The organism is Sphingopyxis sp. MWB1, from assembly GCF_000763945.1.
Lineage (GTDB): Bacteria > Pseudomonadota > Alphaproteobacteria > Sphingomonadales > Sphingomonadaceae > Sphingopyxis.
Map to the genome: position 1 here is coordinate 558161 of NZ_JQFJ01000002.1, position 23519 is coordinate 581679.

Annotated in this window: 25 protein-coding genes; 15 read left to right on the plus strand and 10 right to left on the minus strand. The window is 62.9% G+C overall.

What is annotated here, in order from left to right; genetic code table 11:
* Nucleotides 1–6: 6 nt before the first annotated feature.
* Both JV18_RS0103525 and JV18_RS0103530 read left to right on the plus strand, forming a co-directional pair.
* Nucleotides 7–1194 (plus strand): acetyl-CoA C-acyltransferase, encoded by a 1188-nt coding sequence (locus tag JV18_RS0103525; RefSeq protein ID WP_033073437.1) that lies wholly within the window; start codon nucleotides 7–9, stop codon nucleotides 1192–1194.
* Nucleotides 1195–1394: 200 nt separating this feature from the next.
* On the plus strand, nucleotides 1395–1862 hold the full coding sequence (locus tag JV18_RS0103530) for a hypothetical protein (protein WP_033073438.1): 468 nt from the start codon (nucleotides 1395–1397) through the stop codon (nucleotides 1860–1862).
* Between the two features lie 47 nt (nucleotides 1863–1909).
* Here JV18_RS0103530 and JV18_RS0103535 read toward each other — a convergent pair whose 3' ends face one another.
* Together JV18_RS0103535 and JV18_RS0103540 are read right to left on the minus strand one after the other, a co-directional pair.
* Nucleotides 1910–2887 (minus strand): phosphatase PAP2 family protein, encoded by a 978-nt coding sequence (locus tag JV18_RS0103535; RefSeq protein ID WP_081944664.1) that lies wholly within the window; start codon nucleotides 2885–2887, stop codon nucleotides 1910–1912.
* Nucleotides 2888–3009: 122 nt separating this feature from the next.
* Nucleotides 3010–3495 carry an SH3 domain-containing protein gene (locus tag JV18_RS0103540; RefSeq protein WP_033073439.1) on the minus strand — a complete coding sequence of 162 codons (486 nt, stop codon included), beginning with the start codon at nucleotides 3493–3495 and terminating at the stop codon, nucleotides 3010–3012.
* A gap of 149 nt (nucleotides 3496–3644) precedes the next feature.
* Here JV18_RS0103540 and JV18_RS0103545 point away from each other — a divergent pair, with 149 nt between their 5' ends.
* Nucleotides 3645–4643 (plus strand): 2-hydroxyacid dehydrogenase, encoded by a 999-nt coding sequence (locus tag JV18_RS0103545; protein ID WP_033073440.1) that lies wholly within the window; start codon nucleotides 3645–3647, stop codon nucleotides 4641–4643.
* 85 nt (nucleotides 4644–4728) lie between these two features.
* Here the strand turns inward: JV18_RS0103545 and JV18_RS0103550 are convergent, their stop codons facing one another.
* From JV18_RS0103550 to JV18_RS0103560, 3 genes are all read right to left on the minus strand, one after another.
* Nucleotides 4729–6132, minus strand: a complete 1404-nt coding sequence (locus JV18_RS0103550) for an NAD(P)H-dependent flavin oxidoreductase (RefSeq protein ID WP_033073441.1) — start codon at nucleotides 6130–6132, stop codon at nucleotides 4729–4731.
* A 105-nt stretch (nucleotides 6133–6237) separates the two neighbouring features.
* Nucleotides 6238–7404 carry a glycosyltransferase gene (locus JV18_RS0103555; RefSeq protein WP_033073442.1) on the minus strand — a complete coding sequence of 389 codons (1167 nt, stop codon included), beginning with the start codon at nucleotides 7402–7404 and terminating at the stop codon, nucleotides 6238–6240.
* Nucleotides 7401–8288, minus strand: coding sequence for an alpha/beta fold hydrolase (locus JV18_RS0103560; protein ID WP_144243937.1), 888 nt, complete (start codon nucleotides 8286–8288; stop codon nucleotides 7401–7403). Before JV18_RS0103560 ends, JV18_RS0103555 begins: the two co-directional genes overlap by 4 nt.
* A 190-nt stretch (nucleotides 8289–8478) precedes the next feature.
* Here JV18_RS0103560 and astD point away from each other — a divergent pair, with 190 nt between their 5' ends.
* The 6 genes from astD (at nucleotide 8479) to JV18_RS0103590 (ending at nucleotide 13960) form a co-directional block, all read left to right on the plus strand.
* A complete protein-coding gene (gene astD, locus JV18_RS0103565; RefSeq protein ID WP_033074901.1) occupies nucleotides 8479–9930 on the plus strand; it encodes a succinylglutamate-semialdehyde dehydrogenase in 1452 nt (483 codons plus the stop codon).
* 92 nt (nucleotides 9931–10022) lie between these two features.
* Nucleotides 10023–10832, plus strand: a complete 810-nt coding sequence (cobA, locus tag JV18_RS0103570) for a uroporphyrinogen-III C-methyltransferase (protein WP_052071704.1) — start codon at nucleotides 10023–10025, stop codon at nucleotides 10830–10832.
* On the plus strand, nucleotides 10829–11125 hold the full coding sequence (locus JV18_RS0103575) for a DUF2849 domain-containing protein (RefSeq protein ID WP_033073443.1): 297 nt from the start codon (nucleotides 10829–10831) through the stop codon (nucleotides 11123–11125). The genes cobA and JV18_RS0103575 overlap by 4 nt, the downstream gene beginning before the upstream one ends.
* A gap of 1 nt (nucleotide 11126) precedes the next feature.
* Nucleotides 11127–12758 carry a nitrite/sulfite reductase gene (locus JV18_RS0103580; protein ID WP_033073444.1) on the plus strand — a complete coding sequence of 544 codons (1632 nt, stop codon included), beginning with the start codon at nucleotides 11127–11129 and terminating at the stop codon, nucleotides 12756–12758.
* Nucleotides 12751–13164 carry a DUF934 domain-containing protein gene (locus JV18_RS0103585; protein ID WP_033073445.1) on the plus strand — a complete coding sequence of 138 codons (414 nt, stop codon included), beginning with the start codon at nucleotides 12751–12753 and terminating at the stop codon, nucleotides 13162–13164. The genes JV18_RS0103580 and JV18_RS0103585 overlap by 8 nt, the downstream gene beginning before the upstream one ends.
* Nucleotides 13157–13960 carry a phosphoadenylyl-sulfate reductase gene (locus JV18_RS0103590; RefSeq protein ID WP_052071705.1) on the plus strand — a complete coding sequence of 268 codons (804 nt, stop codon included), beginning with the start codon at nucleotides 13157–13159 and terminating at the stop codon, nucleotides 13958–13960. Before JV18_RS0103585 ends, JV18_RS0103590 begins: the two co-directional genes overlap by 8 nt.
* Nucleotides 13961–14068: 108 nt before the next feature.
* On the opposite strand, the gene JV18_RS0103595 is transcribed toward JV18_RS0103590, so the two are convergent.
* Entirely contained in the window at nucleotides 14069–15580 is a 1512-nt protein-coding gene (locus tag JV18_RS0103595) for a replicative DNA helicase (protein WP_033074904.1), read from the minus strand.
* A gap of 152 nt (nucleotides 15581–15732) precedes the next feature.
* Between JV18_RS0103595 and JV18_RS0103600 the strand changes: the two genes are divergently transcribed.
* The 4 genes from JV18_RS0103600 to dcd are packed head-to-tail and all read left to right on the plus strand — an operon-like array spanning nucleotide 15733 to nucleotide 18052.
* Nucleotides 15733–16230, plus strand: a complete 498-nt coding sequence (locus JV18_RS0103600) for a UPF0262 family protein (protein ID WP_033074905.1) — start codon at nucleotides 15733–15735, stop codon at nucleotides 16228–16230.
* Entirely contained in the window at nucleotides 16230–16979 is a 750-nt protein-coding gene (locus JV18_RS0103605) for a GH25 family lysozyme (protein ID WP_081944665.1), read from the plus strand. Before JV18_RS0103600 ends, JV18_RS0103605 begins: the two co-directional genes overlap by 1 nt.
* Complete coding sequence (locus JV18_RS0103610; RefSeq protein ID WP_081944666.1) at nucleotides 16976–17458, plus strand: cytidine deaminase; 483 nt, start codon at nucleotides 16976–16978, stop codon at nucleotides 17456–17458. Before JV18_RS0103605 ends, JV18_RS0103610 begins: the two co-directional genes overlap by 4 nt.
* 39 nt (nucleotides 17459–17497) lie before the next feature.
* Entirely contained in the window at nucleotides 17498–18052 is a 555-nt protein-coding gene (gene dcd, locus JV18_RS0103615) for a dCTP deaminase (protein WP_033073446.1), read from the plus strand.
* Nucleotides 18053–18070: 18 nt separating this feature from the next.
* Here the strand turns inward: dcd and JV18_RS14570 are convergent, their stop codons facing one another.
* Nucleotides 18071–18526 (minus strand): SRPBCC domain-containing protein, encoded by a 456-nt coding sequence (locus tag JV18_RS14570; RefSeq protein ID WP_052071706.1) that lies wholly within the window; start codon nucleotides 18524–18526, stop codon nucleotides 18071–18073.
* Nucleotides 18527–18616: 90 nt separating this feature from the next.
* Between JV18_RS14570 and JV18_RS0103625 the strand changes: the two genes are divergently transcribed.
* Together JV18_RS0103625 and JV18_RS0103630 are read left to right on the plus strand one after the other, a co-directional pair.
* Complete coding sequence (locus JV18_RS0103625; protein ID WP_033073447.1) at nucleotides 18617–19789, plus strand: saccharopine dehydrogenase family protein; 1173 nt, start codon at nucleotides 18617–18619, stop codon at nucleotides 19787–19789.
* A 6-nt stretch (nucleotides 19790–19795) separates the two neighbouring features.
* On the plus strand, nucleotides 19796–20596 hold the full coding sequence (locus JV18_RS0103630; RefSeq protein WP_052071707.1) for an acyl-CoA thioesterase: 801 nt from the start codon (nucleotides 19796–19798) through the stop codon (nucleotides 20594–20596).
* 33 nt (nucleotides 20597–20629) lie between these two features.
* Here JV18_RS0103630 and JV18_RS0103635 read toward each other — a convergent pair whose 3' ends face one another.
* The 3 genes from JV18_RS0103635 to JV18_RS0103645 form a co-directional block, all read right to left on the minus strand.
* Entirely contained in the window at nucleotides 20630–21970 is a 1341-nt protein-coding gene (locus tag JV18_RS0103635) for an ATP-binding protein (RefSeq protein WP_033073448.1), read from the minus strand.
* Entirely contained in the window at nucleotides 21967–22701 is a 735-nt protein-coding gene (locus JV18_RS0103640; protein WP_033073449.1) for a response regulator, read from the minus strand. The genes JV18_RS0103635 and JV18_RS0103640 overlap by 4 nt, the downstream gene beginning before the upstream one ends.
* 137 nt (nucleotides 22702–22838) lie before the next feature.
* Nucleotides 22839–23432: an EF-hand domain-containing protein gene (locus JV18_RS0103645; protein ID WP_052071708.1), complete on the minus strand. Its 594-nt coding sequence runs from the start codon at nucleotides 23430–23432 to the stop codon at nucleotides 22839–22841.
* Between the last annotated feature and the right edge of the window lie 87 nt (nucleotides 23433–23519).

Here is a 23519-nt window from a genome sequence, read left to right on the forward strand (position 1 = left end):
TTTGCCATGACCGCGACCGATCCGATCGTCTTTCTCTCCTTTGCCCGCACGCCGATGGGCGGCATGCAGGGCGCCCTTTCCGATGCCAGCGCGACCGATCTGGGCGCGGCGGCGGTCAAGGCGGCGGTCGAGCGCGCTGGCGTTTCGGGCGACGATGTCGAACGCATCTATATGGGCTGTGTCCTTCCCGCCGGCCTCGGCCAGGCGCCCGCGCGGCAGGCGGCGATCAAGGCGGACCTGCCCAAATCGGTGCAGGCGACCACGGTCAACAAGGTCTGCGGTTCGGGCATGCAGACCGTCATCATGGGCGCCGAGGCGCTTGCCGCGGGCAGCGTCGACCTGATCGTCGCGGGCGGCATGGAGTCGATGACGAACGCGCCCTATCTGCTCAAGAAGCACCGCTCGGGCGCGCGCATCGGGCACGACACCGCCTATGACCATATGTTCCTCGACGGGCTCGAGGATGCCTATGACGCGGGCCGCGCGATGGGCACGTTCGCGCAGGACACCGCCAATGCCTATCAGTTGAGCCGCGAGGCGATGGACCAATATTCGATCGAATCGCTGCGCCGCGCCCAAGCCGCCATCGCCGACGGCGCCTTTGCTGCCGAAATCACGCCCGTAACGATCAGCAGCCGCAAGGGCGACGTCGTCGTCGATACCGACGAACAGCCGGGCAAGGGCCGCCCCGACAAGATTCCGACGCTGCGCGCCGCCTTTGCCAAGGATGGGACGATCACCGCCGCGACCAGCAGCTCGATCTCCGACGGCGCCGCCGCGGTTGTTCTGGCGCGCCAGTCGGTCGCCAACGCCAAGGGGGTAAAGCCCGTTGCGCGGCTCGTCGCCCATGCCGCACATGCGCAGGAGCCCAAGGATTTCACCACCGCCCCCGTCGGCGCGATCAACAAGCTGCTGGAAAAGGCGGGCTGGTCGATCGACGAGGTTGATCTGTTCGAAGTCAATGAAGCGTTTGCCTGTGTCGCAATGTTCGCGATGCACGACCTTGGCATATCGCACGACAAGATCAACGTCCATGGCGGCGCGACCGCGCTCGGTCACCCCATTGGCGCGAGCGGCACGCGCATCATCACCACGCTCATCGCCGCGCTCCAGCGTCACGGCAAGAAGCGCGGCGTCGCCAGCCTGTGCATCGGCGGCGGTGAAGCCACGGCAGTGGCGATCGAACTGGTCTGAAACAATCTGTGCCCCTGCTAAGGCAGGGGCACGGTCCAGTGATGATCGCGCGCGCCTACCCGCCAGCTCTCCGCGACAATTTGCGACACTGATGACCCGAAGATAAACGCGGCATTCCGCCTTCGTTCAAAAGGCCTCGCCTAATCCTTTCCCTGTCATCGGGCAGTTCCCCTCCCCCGACGGACTGAAAGGATAGGCATATGAAGAAGAGCAAATTTCTTGCCGCCGGCCTGATCGCCGCAATGATGCTGCCCGCCGCCGCGCAGGCGCAAAATCGTGAAATTCGGCAGGACCGGCGCGAGGTACGCGAAGAACGGCGCGACTATAACCAGGCGCTGCGCCATGGCGATCGCAAGGATATTCGCGAGGAACGCCGCGAATATCATGATGCACGCCGCGATTTGCGCGACAGCAAGCGCGACTGGCGCCGCGACCAGCGTTACAGCCATTATCGGGCGCCTTTCCGTTATCAGCAGTTTCGGGTGGGTTCGGTCCTGCGGCCAACCTATTATGCCCCGACCTATCGGCTGAATTACGACAGCCGCTGGGGTGTACCGCGCGCGAACGGCAATCTTGCTTATGTCCGCCATTATAACGATTTGCTGCTCGTCAATGTTCGCAGTGGACGCGTAATGCGCGTTTATCACAACCATTTCCGCTGGCGCTGAGGCGGATAGCGCGGGGGAGCTGGCCCGATGCCCGGTCCCCCGCACAATTAATTGGAAGCGGCGAGGTTAAGCCCGCTTCGCCTGCCACCCCGTTTTTGTGTCAGCAGCCGAAGCCATGGGACCGAAACCAGGCGGTCGGAAAGAGCAATACAAGCCACGGCAAGAGCAACACCAGCGATGACGTCGACAAAATAATGGGCGCCGTCCACGGGCGTGGCGGCGAGCATCAGCGACGCCCAGAGCGCGCCCGGCCAACCCCATGGTCCGAGCTTTATGAAGCCCCAGATAAAAATGGCTCCGAGCGCCGCGTGATAGCTTGGAAACGTGATGATACCCTGCATCGTCCCGATATCGAGCATGGTCAGCGAACCCGCCCGCACTGCAGTGAAATCAGCATAGTGAATATAGGCGGCCGCAGGGTGAAGATTGGGAAAATCCTCCGGCCGCAGATTCAGGTGCACGAAATTGCTCGCCGCCGGAAAGTAGCCGGAAATCAGCACAGCGAGAATTCCTGAAAGAATCGATGCGCAGGCGACTCTCCGCAAAAGCCGATCTCTCCCCGTGACGGCCAAAGCCATGAGCAGCACGACCAATTGGGGGATCAGGGTGACATAGGCCCAGTGATACAGGTTTCCCAGCAGCGGCCGGGCGTTGATCCAGCCAAGATAGGCGAGCCAATCGAGCCCCAGCCCCTGATCCCAGCGTGTCAATTCGGCATCCCACAACGCCCCACCGCGCGCCGCCACCATATAGCTGAGCAGCAAGCCCAGGATAGAAAAGAGGATGATCTGCGACATGGCCGCGAACAGCGCCGCCAAGGCGGGGCGCTTGCGGTGAGCTGTGTAAAAATATTGCCCTATCTGCAGGCAGCAAATGACCAAAGCCGCGGATACCAGCGCTCCCGCCCGGATACCGAAGGGCTGCACCATCTGGAAACCGGCCAATAATAGCAGACACAGCGCCACCAATAGCCAGGATGCATCATCATAGCCTGGATGGGATCGTGGGAGCGGCATGGAACTCATGCGCCTGCCCCTATCCTGCTATGGCAAAAATTCGATTAATCAGGACGGCTGGGTGAGGCATTTCATGGTCCGAGATGCCGGGTGGCGCATCCCCGCTTCATCCTCCCATGGGACGACCAGACTTAATCGCCCCAGATATGGTCGGTACGAATCCAGCCCTTTCGGCCCTTTACGTCGAGCAGGCACCAGTCATTCTGACACTCCGTGATCCGGCCAACGACGCCCGGTTCAGCACGGTAGCTGACTGCTGCGCCGTCATCGGCCTCGGCGCGCATCGGGCGGATCGCCCCGGTCACGATCGCTGTGCGCGTGCGGCTCAGCAGCCGTGCCGCCATCCAGCCCTGCGTCCCGTCGGGGTCCTCAATTTTGCGCCAATTTTCGTGGCGTGCGATAACCTTTACGGGCAAATCCTTGCGCCGATATTCCCATATCACGGGCACATCCTGCGACGGCCCCTTGCGCATCCGCGCCTGATCTACGCTGATCGACGCCCAATAGGGCAGTTCGGGATCGGCGCTTTGCGCGGCGAGCGGGGTTGCGTGCGAGAGGGCAAGCGCCGCCGTGGCGCTTGCGGCCACGGCGAAAAACAGAAACAGACGTTTAGTCATCTGCCTGCCTTGTCAAACTCCACCCCTTTTATCAACCGGGGAGGCCGCCATGGGCGCGACTTATCAACAGGCTTTGGCACCCCATCCCGCGCCGACCATTGCCACCCAACCCTCTTGACCCCCGCGACGGCGCGCGCTCTATCGACGCCATGTCCGATTCACCTCGCCCGAAACGCCCGCGCGTCATCGTCACGCGCCAGTTGATGCCGCATGTCGAGGCGCGCATGGCTGAATTATTCGATGTCGCCCTGTCGGCGCAGGACCATGCGTTTTCCAAGAGCGAGCTAAAAAAGGCGGTAAGCGAATGCGATGTACTAGTGCCGACGGTGACCGACCGGATCGACGCCGAGGTGATTGCAGCGGCCGGAGATCGACTGAAGCTGATTGCCAATTTCGGCGCCGGGGTCGATCATATCGACCTGGCGGCGGCGCGCGCTGGGGGGATTATGGTGGCGAACACCCCCGGCGTCTTTACCGAGGATACGGCCGATATGACGATGGCGCTGATCCTCAGCGTTCCGCGCCGCCTGGCCGAAGGCGTCAAGCTGATGCGGTCAGGCACATGGGAAGGCTGGGCGCCGAGCGCGATGCTCGGTCACCGGGTTGGCGGCAAATTGCTCGGCATCATCGGCATGGGGCGCATCGGGCTGGCGGTCGCGCGGCGCGCGCGCGCCTTTGGCCTGTCGATCCATTATCATAATCGCAAGCGCCTGCCCGCGGGACTCGAGGAGGAATTGGGCGCAAGCTATCATGCGAGCATCGACACGCTGCTGCGGATCAGCGACGTCGTTTCCATCCATTGCCCGCATACCGATGAAACGCATGAGATGATCAACGCGCCGCGCATCGGGGCGATGAAGCCCACCGCCTATCTGATCAACACGGCGCGCGGCGAGATTATTGATGAAAAAGCGCTGATTGCAGCACTGAAAACGCGCCGGATCGCGGGCGTCGGCCTTGATGTCTACACCAACGAACCCGACGTCAATCCGGAGCTTTTGACCCTCGACAACGCCGTGCTCCTGCCGCACCTGGCCTCCGCCACGATTGAGGGGCGCGAGGCATCGGGCGAAAAGGTGATCGCGAATATCCGCGCCTGGTCCGACGGCCACAGACCGCCGGACCAGGTGCTGGAGGGCTGGGTTTAAGCGAAACAGGCGTTCCTCTACGAAGGCGAGGCTGCGATGCTTAGTCCTCCAGTTGCGGCCCCCGCCTTTGCGGGGGCAACGCTTTTTAATCCCCCGTCAGGATGCGGTCCACAAGTTGCTTCACCGTGGGGGTGAAGTTGTTGGAATAAAAGGGGTCGGTCTTGAAATTGAAGGCGGCGTGGCCCGCAAACATCAGATTTTGCTCGACATCGCCATGGTGCGCAATGTCTTGCAAGGTTTTCTGAATGCAAAAGCTGCGCGGATCGGCGAGATAGCCGGTGGTGTAATCATCATGGTCTTTCCAAGATGAAAAACCGCAGTGTGACAGACAGCCCATGCAATCGGCCTGATCCTTGCGGATGATTTCGCGGTCGCTTTCGGTCACAAAAACCACAGTATTGTCGGGCGTTTTCAGCGCCGCCGTATAGCCTTCGGCGACCCAGTCGCGCGCGCGATCACGGTCGTGCGGGGTGACCCAGAAATTCTTGCCCTTTACCCCGGCATCGAGCTGGACGACATGATCGCCCGCTTCCTGTTTCGAATAGGGTATCTGACGCTCAGACCGCGCCTCAAGGTCGCGCAGGAAGGGATTGCGAACAGCACTGGAATAAAAGCCGGTGGGCGAGAAGCGGTGCAGCAGAACATCGCCTTCATCGAGGGTACGGAGCCGGTCTTTCCACTGCTGCGGAATCGGGCTTTCCTCGGTCAGGAGCGGGCGCGTGCCATATTGAAAGACAATCTGGCCAAGCTCGGGATTGTCGATCCAATCTTCCCAGTCGCGCAAAAACCAGACACCGCCAGCCATCACGATGGGGACATCGTCTGAAATGCCTTCGGCGCGCATCGTGTCGCGCAGCGCTTTCACCCGGGGATAAGGGTCCTGCGGCTTCAGCGGGTCTTCGGCATTGGATAGGCCGTTATGACCGCCCGCAAGCCAGGGATCCTCATAGACCACCGCGGCCATCAAATCTGCGACCTTGTGATAGGCGCGCTTCCACAACGCACGGAAAGCGCGCGCCGAACTGATGATCGGCAGATAATGGACATTATGCTTCGCGGCGATCTCGCTGAGCTTGTAGGGCATGCCGGCACCGCAAGTGACGCCGGTGACGAGGCCCTTGGCGCGTTCGAGCACGCCTTCCAGCACCTGCTGCGCGCCGCCCATTTCCCACAGGACGTTGATATTGATCGCGCCCTTGCCGCCCGCAATATCATGGGCGCGCTTCACCTGTTCGACAGCGCCGTCGATGGCATATTGAATCAGTTCCTGATGCCGCTCGCGCCGCGTCGCGCCGCGATAAATTTGCGGAATGATGTTGCCATCGGCATCATAGCTGTCGGCATTGACGGCCGACACGGTGCCAATCCCGCCCGCCGCGGCCCACGCCCCACTCGACATATGATTGGTAGCAGAAACGCCTTTGCCACCCTCTACCAGCGGCCAGACTTCACGTCCGCCGTAAAGGATGGGCTGTAAACCTTTGAACACTATAAACCTCTTTCTCTCCACCAATGACCTATCGGTCATCGGCCCCCGGTTGCCCTTTTCCGTAAACGGAAGCGGCATCACTTTGTCAATCGACGCATCCTTCTCCTAGGAAAAGAGCCGATATCCTCCCAAAGCCGCTCCATAGAGCTTTTCATAAGCGGCGACCATCCCGGATTCGTCGAAACATTGGGCCGCCACCCGGCGGTTTTCCGCCCCAACGCTGTTTCGCACGGCTCCATCCTCCACCATGTGCCGCAAAGCCGCGCGAAATTCCGCTTCATTGGCCGCGATAAAGGGCCGGTTGCGAGGGCTGACAATCGTCGCAACATCGCCCACTTCGGGACTGACCACCGGAAGACCCGCCGCCATAGCTTCGATGACCGCAATCGGCGCCTGTTCACTGCGCGATGAAAGTGCCAGCATATCGAAATGGCCGATCCAGCGCCAAGGCTCAGCCATAAAACCCGGCATCACCAGCCGATCCGCCATGCCCAGCGCCGCCGCTTCGTCCGCAATGGCCGGGCGTTCCGGCCCCTCCCCCACGATGACCAGGCGAATATGGGAAGGCAGTTGCGCAACAGCCTGAACCAGTCGCGGGAGGTCCTTTACCTTGCGCAATCCGGCAACGGTCCCGATCACCACCTCGCCCGCGCGGCGCTTAAATCCCGGAATATCCCGCGAGGGCGGTGTCGCATAGGCGGCGACATCGATGCCGTTGCGGATCAGGTGAAGACGGTCGCCCCTCACCTTCCATTCAGCCTTGGCGATATCGGCCAGTTTTTGCGACGGCACCGCCAGCGCGGCCGCGTCGCGTAACGCGAAGCGCCGGAAAAGATTGCGCTTCCAGTTGCGCCGATGGCTTTCATCTTCGTTGAAGCCGTCTTCATGGTGAATGAGGAATGGTGGCGCATCATACCAACGGCCCTTTGCGAACAGTCGGTGCGCCATCACCCCGTCCATTGCGCCCCAATTATAACTGAGGATCAGGTCGAAGCGAAAACTGTAATCGGCAAGGGCGCGATAGCGGTTGAGCGACGGGCGTCCGGCAAGCGGGGGGGCGTCGGTCGGGAACAGGACATCGACGCCAGGATCAATGGCATCGCGCGCGCCCAGCGCATCGGGAACGGCGGAAAGGATTGTGTGCTGCGCTCGGTCTTGCATCAGATTCATCAGGCGAACAGCGCGCGCTTCTTTCCCGCCGAGAGAGAAGCTGGAATGCAGGTGGAGGATACGCACCGGACCCCCACGCTCCCTGTGGCCCGCGTCGTTCATGTCGCTGGCAGTTCCTTCACCCACAGGTCGAGCGCTGCCCGTGCTTCTGGTTCATCAAGCGTGGGGGCGTGTCCGACACCCGACACCTCGACAAGCCGCGCATGCAAAAGCTGGGCAACCATTTTTTCCGCCGCCTCGTGCGCCAGAATGTCGGACAATTGCCCCCGCAGCAGCAGGACGGGCACCTCGCCGAAAGCCCGGTAGGCCGGCCACAAATTGACTCCGTCATCCCCGCCGCTGGGCAGTCGCAGCGGCGCTGCGATCTGCTTGTCATAATCTGCGACGATCCGCCCCTCGGGCGTCAACCGGTGGGTGCGCTTTGTCAGGCGCAGCCAGTCGCGGATGCCATAGCCGGGATAAACCGCGGCATTAAGCTCGCCATAAGCGCGTGCGGCGTGCATCCACGTGGGCTGGCTGCCGCCTGCACCGATATAGTCGCGAATACGTTCCAGGCCGGCCGGCAGCAATTCGGGCCCAACATCATTCAGCGCAGCCCCGACGAGACGCCCCGAGATGCTCGCAGCCATCAGCATGGAGACGAGACCGCCTAGGGAAGTACCAAGCGTCGCAAAGCGATTGATTTTCAGATCGTCGAGCAAAGCCACCATATCCTGCACATAGGTTAGTGGCACATAGGTCATCGGATCCTTTGCATAGGCGCTGTCGCCGCGGCCGCGAAAATTGGCAACGATGACTCGGCGCCTTTTCGCAAGAAACGGCGCGACATCCTCAAAGTCGCGCGCATTTCGGGCAAGGCCCGGCATACAGAGAATGGGCGGCGCCCCGCGGCGGCTTTTCGGTCCGTCATAGATCCGGGCATGAAGGCGCACGCCGTCCGCCGACCACCAATAATGGTCCGACCATCTGCCCGTTTCTTCCTGGATCGAAATAGGGTATCCCCGGCTGTCTGATTGGCTGAACAATGGCGGCTTGGCGGTGACACGACCTTTCGCGAAACCGACACCGTCTATCGCAAAGGGCGAGTCCCGGCGCAAGCTGCGAGCGACAATCCATCGGCCGCTCCCTTACAGGCAGTTGCCGCCAAGCTTTTTCGCCGATATGAGGCGTTTGACCATGAGCGACAATCTGCTTTCCTTTGAGCCTGCAACCGGCGAGGAGTTGTGGCGCGGCCCGGTAAGCGACATTGACGCCGAGGTCGCCGCCGCGCGCGCCGCTTGGCCCGATTGGGCTTCAAAAGCCGTCACCTATCGGACCGAATCGCTGCGGCGTTTTGCCGACCGGGTCAAGGCCGAGGGCGAAGCGCTCGCCGACCTGATCGCCCGCGAAACCGGCAAGCCCCTGTGGGAAGCGCGCACCGAGGTGGAATCGGTCGCGAACAAGGTCGACATTTCGGTCAAGGCCTATGCCGAACGCACCCCTAACCGACGCAGCGAAGGTGCCATGGGACTGCGCACCGCCGTGCGGCACAAGCCGCATGGCGTGCTCGCCGTACTCGGCCCCTATAATTTCCCGGCACATCTGCCGAACGGGCATATCGTTCCCGCGCTGATCGCGGGCAATACGGTGGTGTTCAAACCATCGGAAAAGACCCCGGCGACCGGCGCAAGGCTCGTCGAGCTGTTCCACGAGGCCGGGGTGCCCGCCGACGCGTTGCGACTGGTGGTCGGCGGTCCCGAGGCGGGCAAGGCGCTCGCCGGCCATGCCGGGATCGACGGGCTCCTTTTTACCGGATCGGTCCGCGCCGGTATTGCGATCAACCGGCAATTTGCCAATAATCCGGGCAAGATCGTCGCGCTGGAAATGGGCGGCAACAATCCCGTCGTCGTATGGGATACGCCCGACATTCGCACTGCCGCGACATTGGTCGTCCAGTCCGCCTTTCTGAGCGCCGGGCAAAGGTGCAGTAATGCGCGGCGACTGATCGTCAAGCAGGATCTGGCCGAGCCGCTGCTGCAGGAAGTGCGCGCGCTTGCCAATCGGCTGATTGTCGATCATCCCCATGCCGACCCTGCGCCCTATATGGGGCCGGTGATCGACAATGAGGCTGCCGACGGGCTGACCGAAAGCTTCCTCATCCTGATGTCGAACGGCGGGCAGGTCATTCGACACATGACGCGGCCTGACCCCGACCGGCCGTTCCTGACCCCCGGCATCATCGACGTCACCGCCATGCCCGAAAGGCCCGATATCGAGCTGTTTGGTCCGCTGCTCCAGGTTGTGCGGGTCAACAGCTTCGAAGCCGCCATTGCCGAAGCGAACAACACCGCCTTTGGCCTGTCGGCGTCGCTGATCGGCGGGTCACCGCAGCTTTATGACCAATTCTGGGCCAATGTGCGCGCGGGCGTGATCAACTGGAACAAGCCGACCAACGGCGCTTCTTCCTCCGCCCCCTTTGGCGGGGTGGGCCTGTCGGGCAACCATCGCCCCAGCGCTTTTTATGCCGCCGATTATTGCGCCTATCCTGTGGCGAGTTCCGAAAGCGACGCCATCCGCGCGTCGATCGGTGTAGGGCTGCGCGACGACCCCGCCGATGCGCCCAAGCTGGTGCGCAAAGGCTTTCTGTAACGCGCTAGCGTAGCGCGCAGGAAATTTTACCTTCACCGCGGCCAAAAAAGCCTGTTTTGCGATTTTTCTCCGCTACGCTCATCTTGGCGGCCATGAAAGAACACGCATATCCTGCTGCTGACCCGACATCTACTGAGGGCAAATTGTGGCTCGTCGGCGCCGGGCCGGGCGACCCCGACCTGCTGACGCTGCGGGCGGCGCGGCTGCTGGAAAGCGCCGATCTGGTCGTGCACGACGGGCTGGTCGGTGACGGCGTGCTTGCGCTGATCCCGCCAGATGTCGAACGGATCAGTGTCGCCAAACAACGCAGCCGCCACACGATGAAGCAGGAACTGATCAACGAACTGCTCGTGCGCGAGGCGCGCGCCGGCAAGCAGGTCGTGCGACTGAAAGGCGGCGATCCGTTCATTTTCGGGCGCGGCGGTGAGGAACTTGACGCCGCGCGCGAAGCGGGGGTCGCGTGCGAGGTTGTCCCCGGCATTACGGCGGCGGCGGGCTGCGCGGCGCAGGCGGGCCTTCCCCTCACCCACCGCGAGGATGCGAGCGCGGTGAGCTTTGTTGCAGGCCAGTGCAAGGATTTGACCGACCAGGACTGGTCGGGCCTTGCGGGACATGGCCGCACGCTCGTCATCTATATGGGCCTCGCGACCGCATCGGCAATTGCCGACAAGCTGATTGCCGATGGTGTGTCGCCCGACCTGCCCGTTGCGGTGATCGAGCGCGGAACAACGGCGGACGCCCGCGTGCTCCGCACCTTGCTTACCGATCTTGGCGACCTGGTTGTGCGCGAACGGGTGGCGAGCCCGGCGCTGATCATCGTCGGCAAGGTCGCTGCGCGCGCCGACGCGCTCGATTGCCTCGGCGCGCCCGGCGTCGCCGAACAGATAAGGGGTTTTTCATGAAGCTATTGACGGGCAACGACCTGAAAACGGGCGCTGTCACCTGGTGGACGGGCAGCGACTGGTCGATCCATATCGAGGACGCCGCCGATGTCGGCGAACAGGGCGAGGCGATCTTGCACGCCGAGGAAGGCGCACGCCGCGTCAACGCGCCCTATATCATCGCGGGCGAAATGACCCCCGACGGCCCGCGCCCCGCGCATATCAAGGATCGTATCCGCGCGCTCGGCCCCACGGTGCGCCCCGACCTGACATTGAAACCCGCCGATCCCACGGCCGGCGACTGGGTGATCTGACATGTATAAATATGACCAATATGACCATGCGATGGTCGAAGCGCGCGTTGCGGAATTCAGTGACCAGGTTCGGCGCCGTTTGGCGGGCGAGATTACCGAGGATCAGTTCAAGCCGCTGCGGCTGATGAATGGCCTCTATCTCCAGCTGCACGCCTATATGCTGCGTGTCGCGGTGCCTTATGGCACGCTCGACAGCCGGCAGATGCGGATGCTCGCGCATATCGCGCGCAAATATGACCGCGATTATGGCCATTTCACCACGCGCCAGAATATCCAGTATAACTGGATCAAGCTGGAGGATGCGCCCGCGATCCTCGCCGACCTCGCGTCGGTCGAAATGCATGCGATCCAGACGAGCGGCAATTGCATCCGCAACATCAGTTCGGACCAGTGGGCGGGCGCCGCTGCCGACGAGATTACCGATCCGCGCCCCTGGGCCGAGCTGCTGCGCCAATGGTCAAGCTTTCACCCCGAATTCAGCTATTTGCCGCGCAAGTTCAAGATCGCGGTCATCGCTGCCGACGAAGATCGCGCCGCGATGCGCCTGCACGACATCGGCATCCAGATTGTCGAGAAGAACGGCGTCCACGGCGCGGCCTTTTATGTCGGCGGCGGCATGGGGCGTACGCCGATGATCGCGCCGCTGATCAAGGATTTCGTGCCGCTCGAGGACCTGCTCAGCTATACCGAGGCCTGCCTGCGCGTGTACAACCGCTATGGCCGGCGCGACAACATCTACAAGGCGCGGATCAAGATTCTGATCCACGAGCTGGGCGCGGAAGAATATGCGCGCCAGGTCGAGGAAGAATGGGCGCATGTGAAAACGCTGGGCATCGACCCGCCGCGCGCCGAATTCGACCGCATCGCCGCGCAATTTGCGCCGCCGCCGCTCGATGCTTCGGCGCCGGAGGACGTCGACCGGAGCGATCCCGATTTCGCCGTCTGGCTCGACCAGAATGTCGCCGCGCACAAGGTGCCGGGTCACGCGATCGTCAACATCAGCCTGAAGCCCGTCGGGGGTATCCCCGGCGACGCAAGCTCGGCGCAGATCGAGCTGATGGCCGATCTTGCCGAACGCTATAGCCACGACGAATTGCGGGTGACCCACGCGCAGAACATCGTGCTGCCGCACGTCCGCAAGGCTGACCTCTATGCCATCTGGCAAAAGCTGGACGAAGCGGGGCTGGCGACGCCGAACCTCGACCTGATCAGCGACATCATTGCCTGCCCCGGGCTCGATTATTGCAGCCTCGCCAATGCCCGTTCGATTCCGGTCGCGCAGAAGATCGCGACGCGCTTTGCCGACCTGGACCGCCAGAAGGAATTGGGCGAGCTCAAGCTCAAGATTTCGGGCTGCATCAATGCCTGCGGCCACCATCACGCGGGCCACATCGGCATCCTGGGCGTCGACCGCAAGGGTACCGAAAATTACCAGCTGCTGCTCGGTGGTTCGGGTGCAGAAGATGTGTCGCTCGGCGCGATCACCGGTCCCGGCTTCGACGAGGACGGAATCGTCGATGCGATCGAGCGCGTCACCGACAAATATCTCGCCGAACGCACCGAGGGCGAACGCTTCGTCGACACCTTCCGCCGCGTCGGCATGGCGCCGTTCAAGGAGGCGATCTATGGTTGAGCATCATCACAGCGACGGCGAAGAACCCTGCGTCACGCTCGACGCATTCCTGTCGCAGTCGAACGCGACCGCGGTGCGGCTCGAAAGCGACGAGGATGCACGCGCGCTCATCCCCTATCTCGACCGGCTCAAGCTGATCGAGATCGCCTTCCCCGCCTTTCGGGACGGACGCGGCTATTCGTCGGCGCGTATCCTGCGCGAGGCCGGATACACGGGCGAATTGCGCGCGCAGGGCGACGTCCTTGTGGACCAGATCGCCTATATGAAGCGCTGCGGGTTTGACAGTTTCGCTGCCGAAAAGCCGCTCAACCCGGCCGATGTCGAGGCGGCGCTGGCGCGCTGGCCCCATCATTACCAGGCCGCAGCCGACGCAGCGGTGCCGATATGGAAATTGAGGCATGGGTGACGTGACTGCCTCTCCCCAACGCAAGGGCGAAGACCGGACGCGCGACCGCATCGACGTCGCGCCGCGTTTCACCAACGCAGACGTCATCCGGCTCAACAACCTGTTTCGCGGTCAGGACGCCGCCGAGGTCGTCGCGAGCGTCATCGGCGCCGGGCTGATCGGCGATACTGCAATCGTGTCGAGCTTCGGCGCCGAAAGCGCAGTGCTGCTGCACCTCGTCACGCGCGTTGCGCCCGGCATGCCGGTGCTGTTCCTCGACACGGGCAAGCATTTCCCCGAAACCCTTGCCTATCGTGACGAACTGGCCGCGCGGCTTGGTCTCAACCTCGTCAACCTGGCCCCCGACGCCGAGGAGCTCGCCAAGAAGGACGCGACCGAACTGCGCTGGTCGTACGACCCCGACGGCTGCTGCGAAATCCGCAAGGTCAAGCCGCTCGAAAAGGCGCTCGCCGATTTCGACACGTCGATCACCGGGCGCAAGGGGTTCCAGTCATCGACGCGGCAGGGCCTGCCGCGCTTCGAACTCGACGGGTCGACCGGGCGGCTGAAGTTCAACCCGCTTGCCAACTGGACGCGCGCGATGCTCGACGATTATTTCGCCGAGCACGACCTGCCCCGCCACCCGCTCGAAGCCGAAGGCTATCCCTCGATCGGTTGCTCGCCGTGCACGTCAAAGGTCAAGCCGGGCGAAGACCCGCGCTCGGGCCGCTGGCGCGGCTGGGACAAGACCGAATGCGGTATCCATGAAGCGGTGACGCCGCTGGATGATGATCCGGCGAACGATCCGGCGTTTTGACCCATCGTCATTGCGAGCGAAGCGAAGCAATCCACCTCAGGTCGTACCAACTCCGGATTGCCGCGTCGCTTCGCTCCTCGCAATGACGACCTTATATAGTCGTAACCCTCACTCATAATCCTCATAGGCTTGGCTGTCATCGGCGAGGTCCTGGAACTTGGTGGTTTTGGCGTCAAAGTGCAGACGCACCTTGCCGGTCGAGCCATGACGCGATTTGGCGACGATCAGTTCGGCCAGGCCAAAGACGCGCTCCATTTCGGCGGCCCATTCTTCATGCGCCGCATGAATTTTGACATCATCACCTTCGACCGGGCGCTTGGGTTCGCGCGCCGCGACATAATAATCCTCGCGGAACACAAAGAGGACCATGTCGGCGTCCTGCTCGATCGAGCCGGATTCGCGAAGATCAGACAATTGTGGGCGTTTATCCTCGCGGCTCTCAACCTGACGGCTAAGCTGGGACAGCGCCATGACAGGGACGTTCAATTCCTTGGCAAGTGTCTTAAGTCCACGTGAAATTTCGGAAATTTCCTGCACGCGGTTATCGCCGCTCCGCGAGGACCCTTGCAGAAGTTGAAGATAGTCAACGATAATAAAGCCAATCCCATGCCGCCGCTGCAGGCGGCGCGCGCGGGTGCGCAAGCTGGCAATCGTCAGGCCCGGGGTATCGTCGATGAACAGCGGAAGTGTCTGCAGTTGCTGCGCGGCGCGCGAGAGTTGCTGAAATTGCTCCTTGCTGATCTTGCCCATTCGCAGCGCTTCGCCCGACACTCCCGATTGTTCGGCCAGCACGCGGGTCGCAAGCTGGTCGGCGGACATTTCGAGGCTGAAGAACGCGACCTTGGCGCCCATATTCTTTTCGGGCGGGATTCCATCTTCCTCGTCGCGGCGCCAGCGTTCGGCGGCATTAAAGGCAATGTTGGTGGCGAGCGAGGTCTTGCCCATGCCGGGACGCCCCGCGAGGATCATTAAGTCCGAATTGTGCATGCCGCCAATCTTGGCGTTCACGCTCGAAATACCCGTGGTGATCCCCGACAAATGCCCGCCCGAATTGAGGGCGCGTTCTGCGGCCTGCAAGGCGGTGAGGCTGGCGGCGTTGAAGCTTTTTACCGATCCCATTTCAGCTTCGCCCCCGGCGACGCGGTAGAGGGCAGTCTCGGCTTCTTCGATTTGTGCTTGCGGATCAACGCTTTCGCTGGTGTCGAGCGCGCCTTCGACCAGGCCGCGCCCCACCCCAACCAATTCGCGCAGCAGCGCGAGATCATAGATTTGTCGCGCAAAATCGCGTGCGCCGATCAAACCCGCGCCGCTGCCTGTCAATTGCGCCAGATAGCCGACACCGCCCACCGCCTTCATCGCCTCATCGGCTTCGAAATAGGGTTTCAGCGTCACCGGCGTTGCGATGCTGTTGCGCTCGATCAGCGCCATGGTCTGCGCGAAAATGCGGCCATGGAGCGGTTCGAAGAAATGCGCGGGCGTCAATTGTACCGGCAGATCCTCCACGACTCGATTGTCGATGAGAATCGCGCCCAGAAAGGCCGCCTCCGCCTCGATATTACGCGGTAACTGGCGCTCATCCCCGGCATTGGCGGGGGGCGAAAACAGGGCTACTTCCGGCATAGCCCCTTCATGCGACGAGGCGCCCTGGGTTGCAACGGTGGAAGCCATTCCGGCGATATATCCTGTGGATGATTTGGGGAAATATTTGCGTTCGGGAAAGAAACCTGACGCCCCTTGCGCCTGTGGCGCGCGCCTTTACAAGCAGCCGCATCATGGCCGACGCAGATCGCACCCTTCAACGGATTATCGCCGTAGAGCTGGACGAAGGCTCGATCGTCTGGCGCAGCCCCGATGTGGAGCAGGAGCGGCGGGTCGCGATTTTTGACCTGATCGAGCAAAATTATTTTGCCCCGCAACGCGTCCAGCCCGACGGTTATGCGGGGCCCTATCGCCTGACGTTGCGGGTCGAGGACGGGCGGCTGGTGTTCGATATCGGGCGCGAGGACGGCTCGCCGCTCGAATCGATCATATTGGGACTGGGCCGCTTCCGGCGACCCATTCGCGATTATTTCGCCATTTGCGACAGCTATTATCAGGCGATCAAGACCGCGACCGCGCAGCAGATTGAAACGGTCGACATGGCGCGGCGCGCGCTTCACAATGAAGCGGCAGAGATGCTGGTGGAACGGCTCGACGGCAAGATCGAGGTCGATTTCGATACTGCGCGGCGGCTCTTCACATTGATCTGCGTGCTGCATATCAAGGGCTGATGATGGCGAAACGGGGGATGACAAGCGGCGCGCCGCGCGATTGGCGCGCGAGCCTGTTGCGCTTGCTGCACCGGGTGGGGGCTGCCCTGGTCCTGCTTTTGCTGGGGATGGGCCTCGCGCTTTGGTGGGCGGCGCGTTGGACCCCCGATCGCGCCATCTATCCCACCCAGGGCGTTACCATCGATGCCCGAAATGGCGAGGTGCGCTGGGGCTCGATCAAGGCCGCTGGCGCTGACTTCGCTTATGTTATGGCGACATCGGGCAAGGATGGGCTCGACCCGGCTTTTGCCCGTAATCTGGCAGCTGCCCGTGAGGCTGGGGTGCAGGTGGGCGCCGTTCACCGATATAGCCTTTGCGAATTGGCGACCGATCAGGCGGCCAACTTCATCCGGCATGTGCCGCGCCGTACCGATGCTCTGCCTGCCGCGGTCTGGCTCGATTTTGACGATGATTGTCCCGACCGGCCGACGCGGGCGCTGCTCTTGTCGGAACTCGCGACCTTTCTCGCGCAGATCGAGGCGCATCTCGGCAAGCGCAGCCTGATCGCCCCCGGCCCCGCCTTTGAAGCCGAATATCGGGTGACGAGCGGGATTGCCCGGACCATCTGGCTGCGCCGCGATTTCTTCGAACCCGATTATGGCGCGCATGATTGGGCAATGTGGCAGGCCAATGACTATATCCGGCTGGCAGGCGCCGACGGCACTGTCGGCTGGAATGTGCTGCACGCGCCGCAAGGAGTGAGAGAGTGAGCGAAGTCAGGAACGGCAGCGAGCAGGCCGGAGAGGAACGCGAGCCGCTGATCGCGGCGGCGCGCGAGGCGGCGACGCGCGCCTATGCCCCCTATTCGGGATTTCATGTCGGCGCGGCGCTGCTCCTCAAAAATGGCGATATCGTCACCGGCGCCAATGTCGAAAATGCCAGCTATGGCCTGACGCTTTGCGCCGAAACCAGCGCCATCGCCAAAATCGCCAATGAAGGATGGATCGGCGAGCTGGTCGCGGTCGCCATTGTCGGCGGCCGTCCCGACGGGGACGCGCTGATCGGCAGCGATCCGGTGCATCCGTGCGGACGCTGCCGCCAGATATTGAACGAAGCCGCCGAACGGTCGCGGACCGATATTATCGTTCATTGTTCGTCGGGCGATGGCCGTTCGATTGCCTCCTACCGGCTGAGCGAGCTGCTGCCCGCCGCCTTTGGCCCGAAGGATCTGGGCCTGATAACCGACTGACCGCTTGCGCTGGGCGGCGCGCATCGACAAGGGAAATATATGGCCATTCTTTCCGATATCTGGATTCGCGAAGCCGCCCAAACGCAGGGCATGATCGAACCGTTCGTGGAGGCACAGCGACGCGACGGCTGTATCAGCTATGGCCTGTCTTCCTATGGCTATGATGCGCGGGTCGCGCCCGAGTTCAAGATTTTCACCAATGTCGACAGCGCCGTCGTCGACCCCAAGAATTTCGCGGCGAACAGCTTTGTCGACCGCGAAACCGATGTGTGCATCATCCCGCCGAACAGTTTTGCGCTGGCCCGCACGGTCGAATATTTTCGCATTCCGCGCGACGTGCTGGTTATTTGCCTTGGCAAATCCACCTATGCGCGCTGCGGCATCATCGTGAATGTCACCCCGCTGGAGCCGGGCTGGGAGGGGCATGTGACGCTGGAATTTTCCAACACCACCCCCCTACCCGCGAAAATTTACGCCAATGAGGGCGCGTGCCAGTTCCTTTTCCTGAAAGGCGAGCAGCCCTGCGAGACAAGCTATGCCGACCGCGCGGGCAAATATATGGGGCAGCAGGGCGTCACACTGCCGAAGCTGTAGGCGCCCCGCTTCCCTCGCTCAGTTGAGCGAAGTGGTAACGGCCAGCGCGGCAAGATTATCGAGCGCCGCCGACCAACCGTTGCTGTAATCCCCGAACAACTCTGGTCCGGCGAGGCTGGTGATCTGCAGGGTGACGCGCAGCGCACTGCCCTTTGCGCTGGGGGAAATTTCGTGGCTACAAAGCGATATGGAAATCAAATCCTGCCCGACCGTCAGCGTTTCGGTGAACGACAGAAACTCCGGCGTCACCACATGGAAATTCCCGCTGGTATGAAATTCGGGCGCTTCTTTCGGGCCGCACCGCGTCTTTTCATGCCCGCCGGGGCGGCAATCATATTCGTCAATGATGACGACCGCATCGTCACCGGGCGTGCTCCATTTCTGGCGCAGTTCGCGTTCGGTCATCACGCGGAAGAGATTTTCGGGCGAGCAGGCAATGTCGCGTTCCAGAACGAGGGTTTTATAATCAGGCATTCATCGCTCGCTGTTCCCCGCCATCGCCCCTTGGCACCCGGCATCATCTGCGCTAGCAATCACTTAACGTTTACGTAAAGGGAGGGGCTGATGGCCGAAGCACGCGAATATGACATCATCGTCTATGGCGCGACCGGGTTTACGGGTCGGCTCGTCGCCGAATATCTGGCCCATCATTATGCGGGCCGGGCCGATGCGCCCAAATGGGCGATGGCGGGGCGGAGCGAGGCGAAGCTTGCCGAGGTGCGCGACCTGATCGGTGCGCCGAAAGACACGCCGCTCGTAATCGCCGATGCGAGCGACCCGGCGAGCCTTGATGCGATGGCGGAGCGCAGCAAGGTCGTGCTGACCACCGTTGGTCCCTATCAGCTGTACGGGGCCGATCTGGTGGCGGCCTGCGTGCGCGCCGGAACCGCTTATGCCGATCTGTGCGGCGAGCCCGGCTGGATGCGCGAGATGATCGACGCGCATGAACAGGCCGCCAAGGCGTCGGGCGCGCGCATCACCTTTAGCTGCGGTTTTGATTCGACCCCCTTTGATTTGGGTGTCCTCTTTTTGCAGGCCGAAGCGGTGAAACGGCACGGCAAGCCCGCGCCGCGCGTCAAGGGCCGGGTTCGCAAGATGCAGGGCGGCGCTTCGGGCGGCACCGTCGCCAGCCTGACCGAAACATTGAAGGCGGTGGCGAAAAATCCCTCGCTTGCCTTGTTGCTTAGATCCTCCTTTGCGCTGACGCCCGGATTTGAAGGCCCCGCGCAGCCAACGGGGCTGGTGCCCGAATATGACAGCGCGACCGGAACCTGGACGGCCCCCTTCATCATGGCGCCGATCAACACCAAAAATGTCCATCGCACCAATATGTTGCTGGGGCACAAATGGGGCGCGGACCTTGTCTATGACGAGATGGTGATGACGACGATCGGCGAGGCCGGAAAAGCCATGGCCGAAGCGATGGCGAAGGCGAATCCCTTTGGCGAATCCAGGCTGAAGCCCGGCGAGGGGCCCAGCAAGGAAGAGCGCGAGGCGGGATTTTACGACATATTGTTCATCGGCGAATATCCCGATGGGACGACGATCCGCGCAAGCGTTCAAGGCGACCGCGATCCCGGCTATGGCTCGACGTCAAAGATGCTGGCGGAGACCGGCATGGCGTTGCTGGGCAATGAGGGCGCGGGCGGCATCTGGACGCCGGGCGCGCTGCTGGGCGACGCCCTGATCGAGCGGCTGACCGCGCACGCCGGCCTGACTTTCCAGATCGAGGAATAAGCGGGCATGGACAACAGGATGAGCGCGCTCGACCTTCTGCTCGCCAGCGTTGAGGTCGACGGCGATGGCGCGCGCGCGCATATTGACGAAGGCTGGATGCAGGGGCGCACCGCCTATGGCGGGATCAGTTCCGCCGTCGCGCTGGCCGCGACGATGAAGCTTCATCCGACCGAGACTCCGCTGCGCTATGCCCAGATCAGCTTTGTCGGCCCGGTGGGCGGCGATTGCCGGATCGCGACGCGCGAGCTGCGCCGATCAAAGTCGAGCCTGTTCATCGACGCGGGCGTTTCCAGCGAACAAGGGTTCGGCACGGCGGCGGTCTTTGCCTTTTCGCCCGACCGCAAAAGCCATGTCGACCATGACCGGCTGGCCATGCCCGACGCGCCCGACCCCGACAGTCTGGAGCCCGTGCCCGACCACCGGGTGCGCCCGCCCTTCACCCGTCATTTCGATATGCGGCCGACCAGCGGCCCGCGGTTCGACTGGAAAAGCGACGTCGGCGAATATCTGACCTGGGTGCGCTTTGCCCAAGAGCCCGCCTGTCACCCGATGATCGCGCTGCTCGCCATGGGCGATGCGTTGCCGCCCGCGGCGATGGCGCTGTTCCGTGAGTTTGGCCCGATCAGCTCGATGAACTGGACGGTGAATATGCTCACGGGCGCCCCGCAGACCGAGGATGGCTGGTGGCTGCTCTCGGCCAAGACCAGCTATGCGCGGGCGGGTTTTTCGGTTCAGGACATGATGATCTGGAACCGCGCGGGCGAGCCGGTGATGAGCGGCAGCCAGGGCATCGCCATCTACGCCTGAACTCACCGCCCTCCTCGCCCTTGGGGGCAGGACTCAGGGGCGGGGCAGCGCAATGATCGCGTCAAGTCCGCCGCCCGCGCGGTTGGCAAGGATGAGCGCTCCGCCCTCCCCCGCGGCGATTTCGCGGGCGATGGATAATCCAAGCCCCGCCCCGCCGGTCGCGCGATTGCGCGATTGTTCACCGCGCGCAAAGGGTTCGATCAACGTGTCGATCTGCTCCTCTGACAGGCCGGGGCCATCGTCGGAAACGACAAGCCGCACCCGCCCCTCTGCCATTTGCACCTGGAGGCGCGCGCGGTGGCCATAGGCAATGGCGTTGTCGATCAGGTTTCGCATGGCGCGGCGAAGCAGCATTGGCCGCGCCGCGACTGTCACATCCGCCACATCGGTCGCCAGCACGGCCTTGCCCTGCTCCTGGTAATCGGCGGCGAGCCGCTCGACAAAGGATGCGAGGGCGACCTGCTCCTGCGCTTCGGTGCCCGAGCCTGATCGAGCCAGCGCCAATATATCGGTCAGCATCGCGGTCATTTCCTCGATGCTGGCGATCATCTTTTCCCGCAGCGGCGCCTCTTCCACCTGTTCCACCCGCACGCGCAAGCTTGCCAGCGGGGTGCGAAGATCATGGCCGACCGCGCCCAGCATCCGGTCCTTGTCCGCAAGCATGGTCGCGATGCGGGCACGATAGCTGTTGAAGGCACGGATAAGCTCGCGCACGTCCGAAGGACCCTGCTCCTCCAGCGGAGGCGCATCGCGGCCGATCGGGTCGGCGCGGGCGGCGCGGGTCAAAGCGCGCAGCGAGGCAGCAGCGCGCCACGCGATAAGGATGACGGGCACCAAAAGAAGAAGGTAGAGCGATAGCGTCTGCCAGACCAGAAAGCCCTGAAGCCGGTCCCCCCCGGCGGGAATGCGCCCCTTTACCAGATAATGCCGGCTGCCGACCTGCGCGACGACGAGGACCGACTGGGTGGCGATTTTACCCTCTCCCACGGGCATGCGGCGAGGGACGGCCCAGGCGTCGACATGCTGAACCGGGACATCGGCTTCGTTCAGCAGATTGGCGACATAAGCGGAAAGTTCGGGCAGGCGCTTTCCCCCGACCGGCGGTGGAGGGGAATGATCCAATGCCCGGACGCGCTGGGACCGGTGCTGCTGGGGCCGCACATCGCGTCCCTGGGCATCAAATAAGCCGCGTCGGTCGCGGTCGATGGCATCAATGATGCGGGCGACCGCCATGCCCCCGCCATGGGCAAGAAGCTGTTGTTTCTGGCCGCGCACCAGCAAGGCGAAGTTGATCGCCTGCGCCAGGAAAAGCATCAAGGCGACAGCGACGACCAGTTGCCAGACAAGGCTGCGAGGCCAAAGGCGGAGCCTCATGCGCTCGCTCCGATCCGCTTTACCTCGCATGCGAGTGTATAGCCGCCGCCCCATACGGTCTTGACGATCTGGGGATGGGCGGGGTCGACCTCGATCTTCTTGCGAAGCCGGCTGACGAGATTGTCGATGGCGCGGTCGAAAATATCGGCCTCGCGCCCGCGCACGAGATCGAGCAGGCGGTCGCGGCTCATCACCTGGCGCGGATGGCGCACCAGCGCATGCAGCAGATGATATTCGCCCGAGGACAGGGCGACTTCCCGTCCCTCTCCATCCACCAATATCCGCTCCACCTCGCGCAGCACCCAGCCCGCAAAGGCATAGCTGGTCCCGCCGGGATCGAGCGCGCGTCCATTGCCCTGGGTGCGGCGCAGGACCGTCCGAATGCGGGCAACCAGTTCGCGTGGATTGAAGGGTTTGACGACATAATCATCGGCGCCGATTTCCAGTCCGATGATCCGTTCGGTGTCTTCCGCGCGTGCGGTAAGGAGGATGACGGGAATCTCGCTTGTTTCGCGAAGATGGCGGGTCAGCGACAAGCCGTCCTCACCCGGCATCATGATATCGCTGACGACCAGGTCGATCCCCTTGGCCTGCAGCACGGCGCGCGCTTCCGCGGCGCTCGCTGCGGCCATTACCGAAAACCCCTGCCCTTCCAGATATTCGGACAGGGGTTCGCGGATCGACGGTTCATCGTCGATCAGCAATATGCGGGGGGCATCGCGCTCGATCATCCATCATCCTTAAAAGGCATATTCGCCAGACAAGTTCGCCCACCGGCGTAAAGCCGGTGGGCGATTGCTGGCAGGCGGCGGCGACAAAGGCAATGCCAGGGAGGGGAGAGAACGACCTCAGACGCCGCCGGTGCCAATCAGTTGGAGGGGGCCATGCGCCCTGCACGATGCTTTCCGCGCATCGCGCTGCGTGCTGCCTCGCGCTCTTCCGCCGTGACCTGACCGTCCTTGTTCGCATCCATCTGGTCAAAGCGCGCCATGGCGGCGGCCCGGAATTCGGCAAGGCTGATCGCCTTGTCGCCATTGGTGTCGGCCTTCATCATCATGGCCGCGGCCATGCGGTGACCGCCGCGCTTTCCGAAATGACCGCGCTTGCCCTTGCGCTCGCCAGCGCCCGCCTTGTCGGACCCGGCGCGCTTCGCATCGCGGGCAGCGGCATGCTGATCCCACTCCGCCTGGCTGACCTGGCCATCCTTGTTGGCGTCGAGCCGTTCGAAACGCTTTTTCTGCATTTCCGCGCGGCGCGCTTCGCGATCGGTGGCGTCAAGCTTTCCGTCACCGTTCACATCCAGGCGCTGGAAACGCTGGGTGGCCGCAGCATCGGCTTCGGCGCGGGTGATCACGCCATTGCCATCGGCATCGGCGCTGGGGCGCTTGTCCCCGGGGGCGGCAAATGCGGGCGCAGCCATCAGCGCGGCGCCAAGCGTTAGAAGCATCATCTTGCTTTTCACGTCATAAACTCCTTCTTCGCGAAGCCGGGCAAAACGCCGCTGCTTCCGATGAGGCGCTTTTAGGAAGCCTTTGTCCCAAGGACGTGC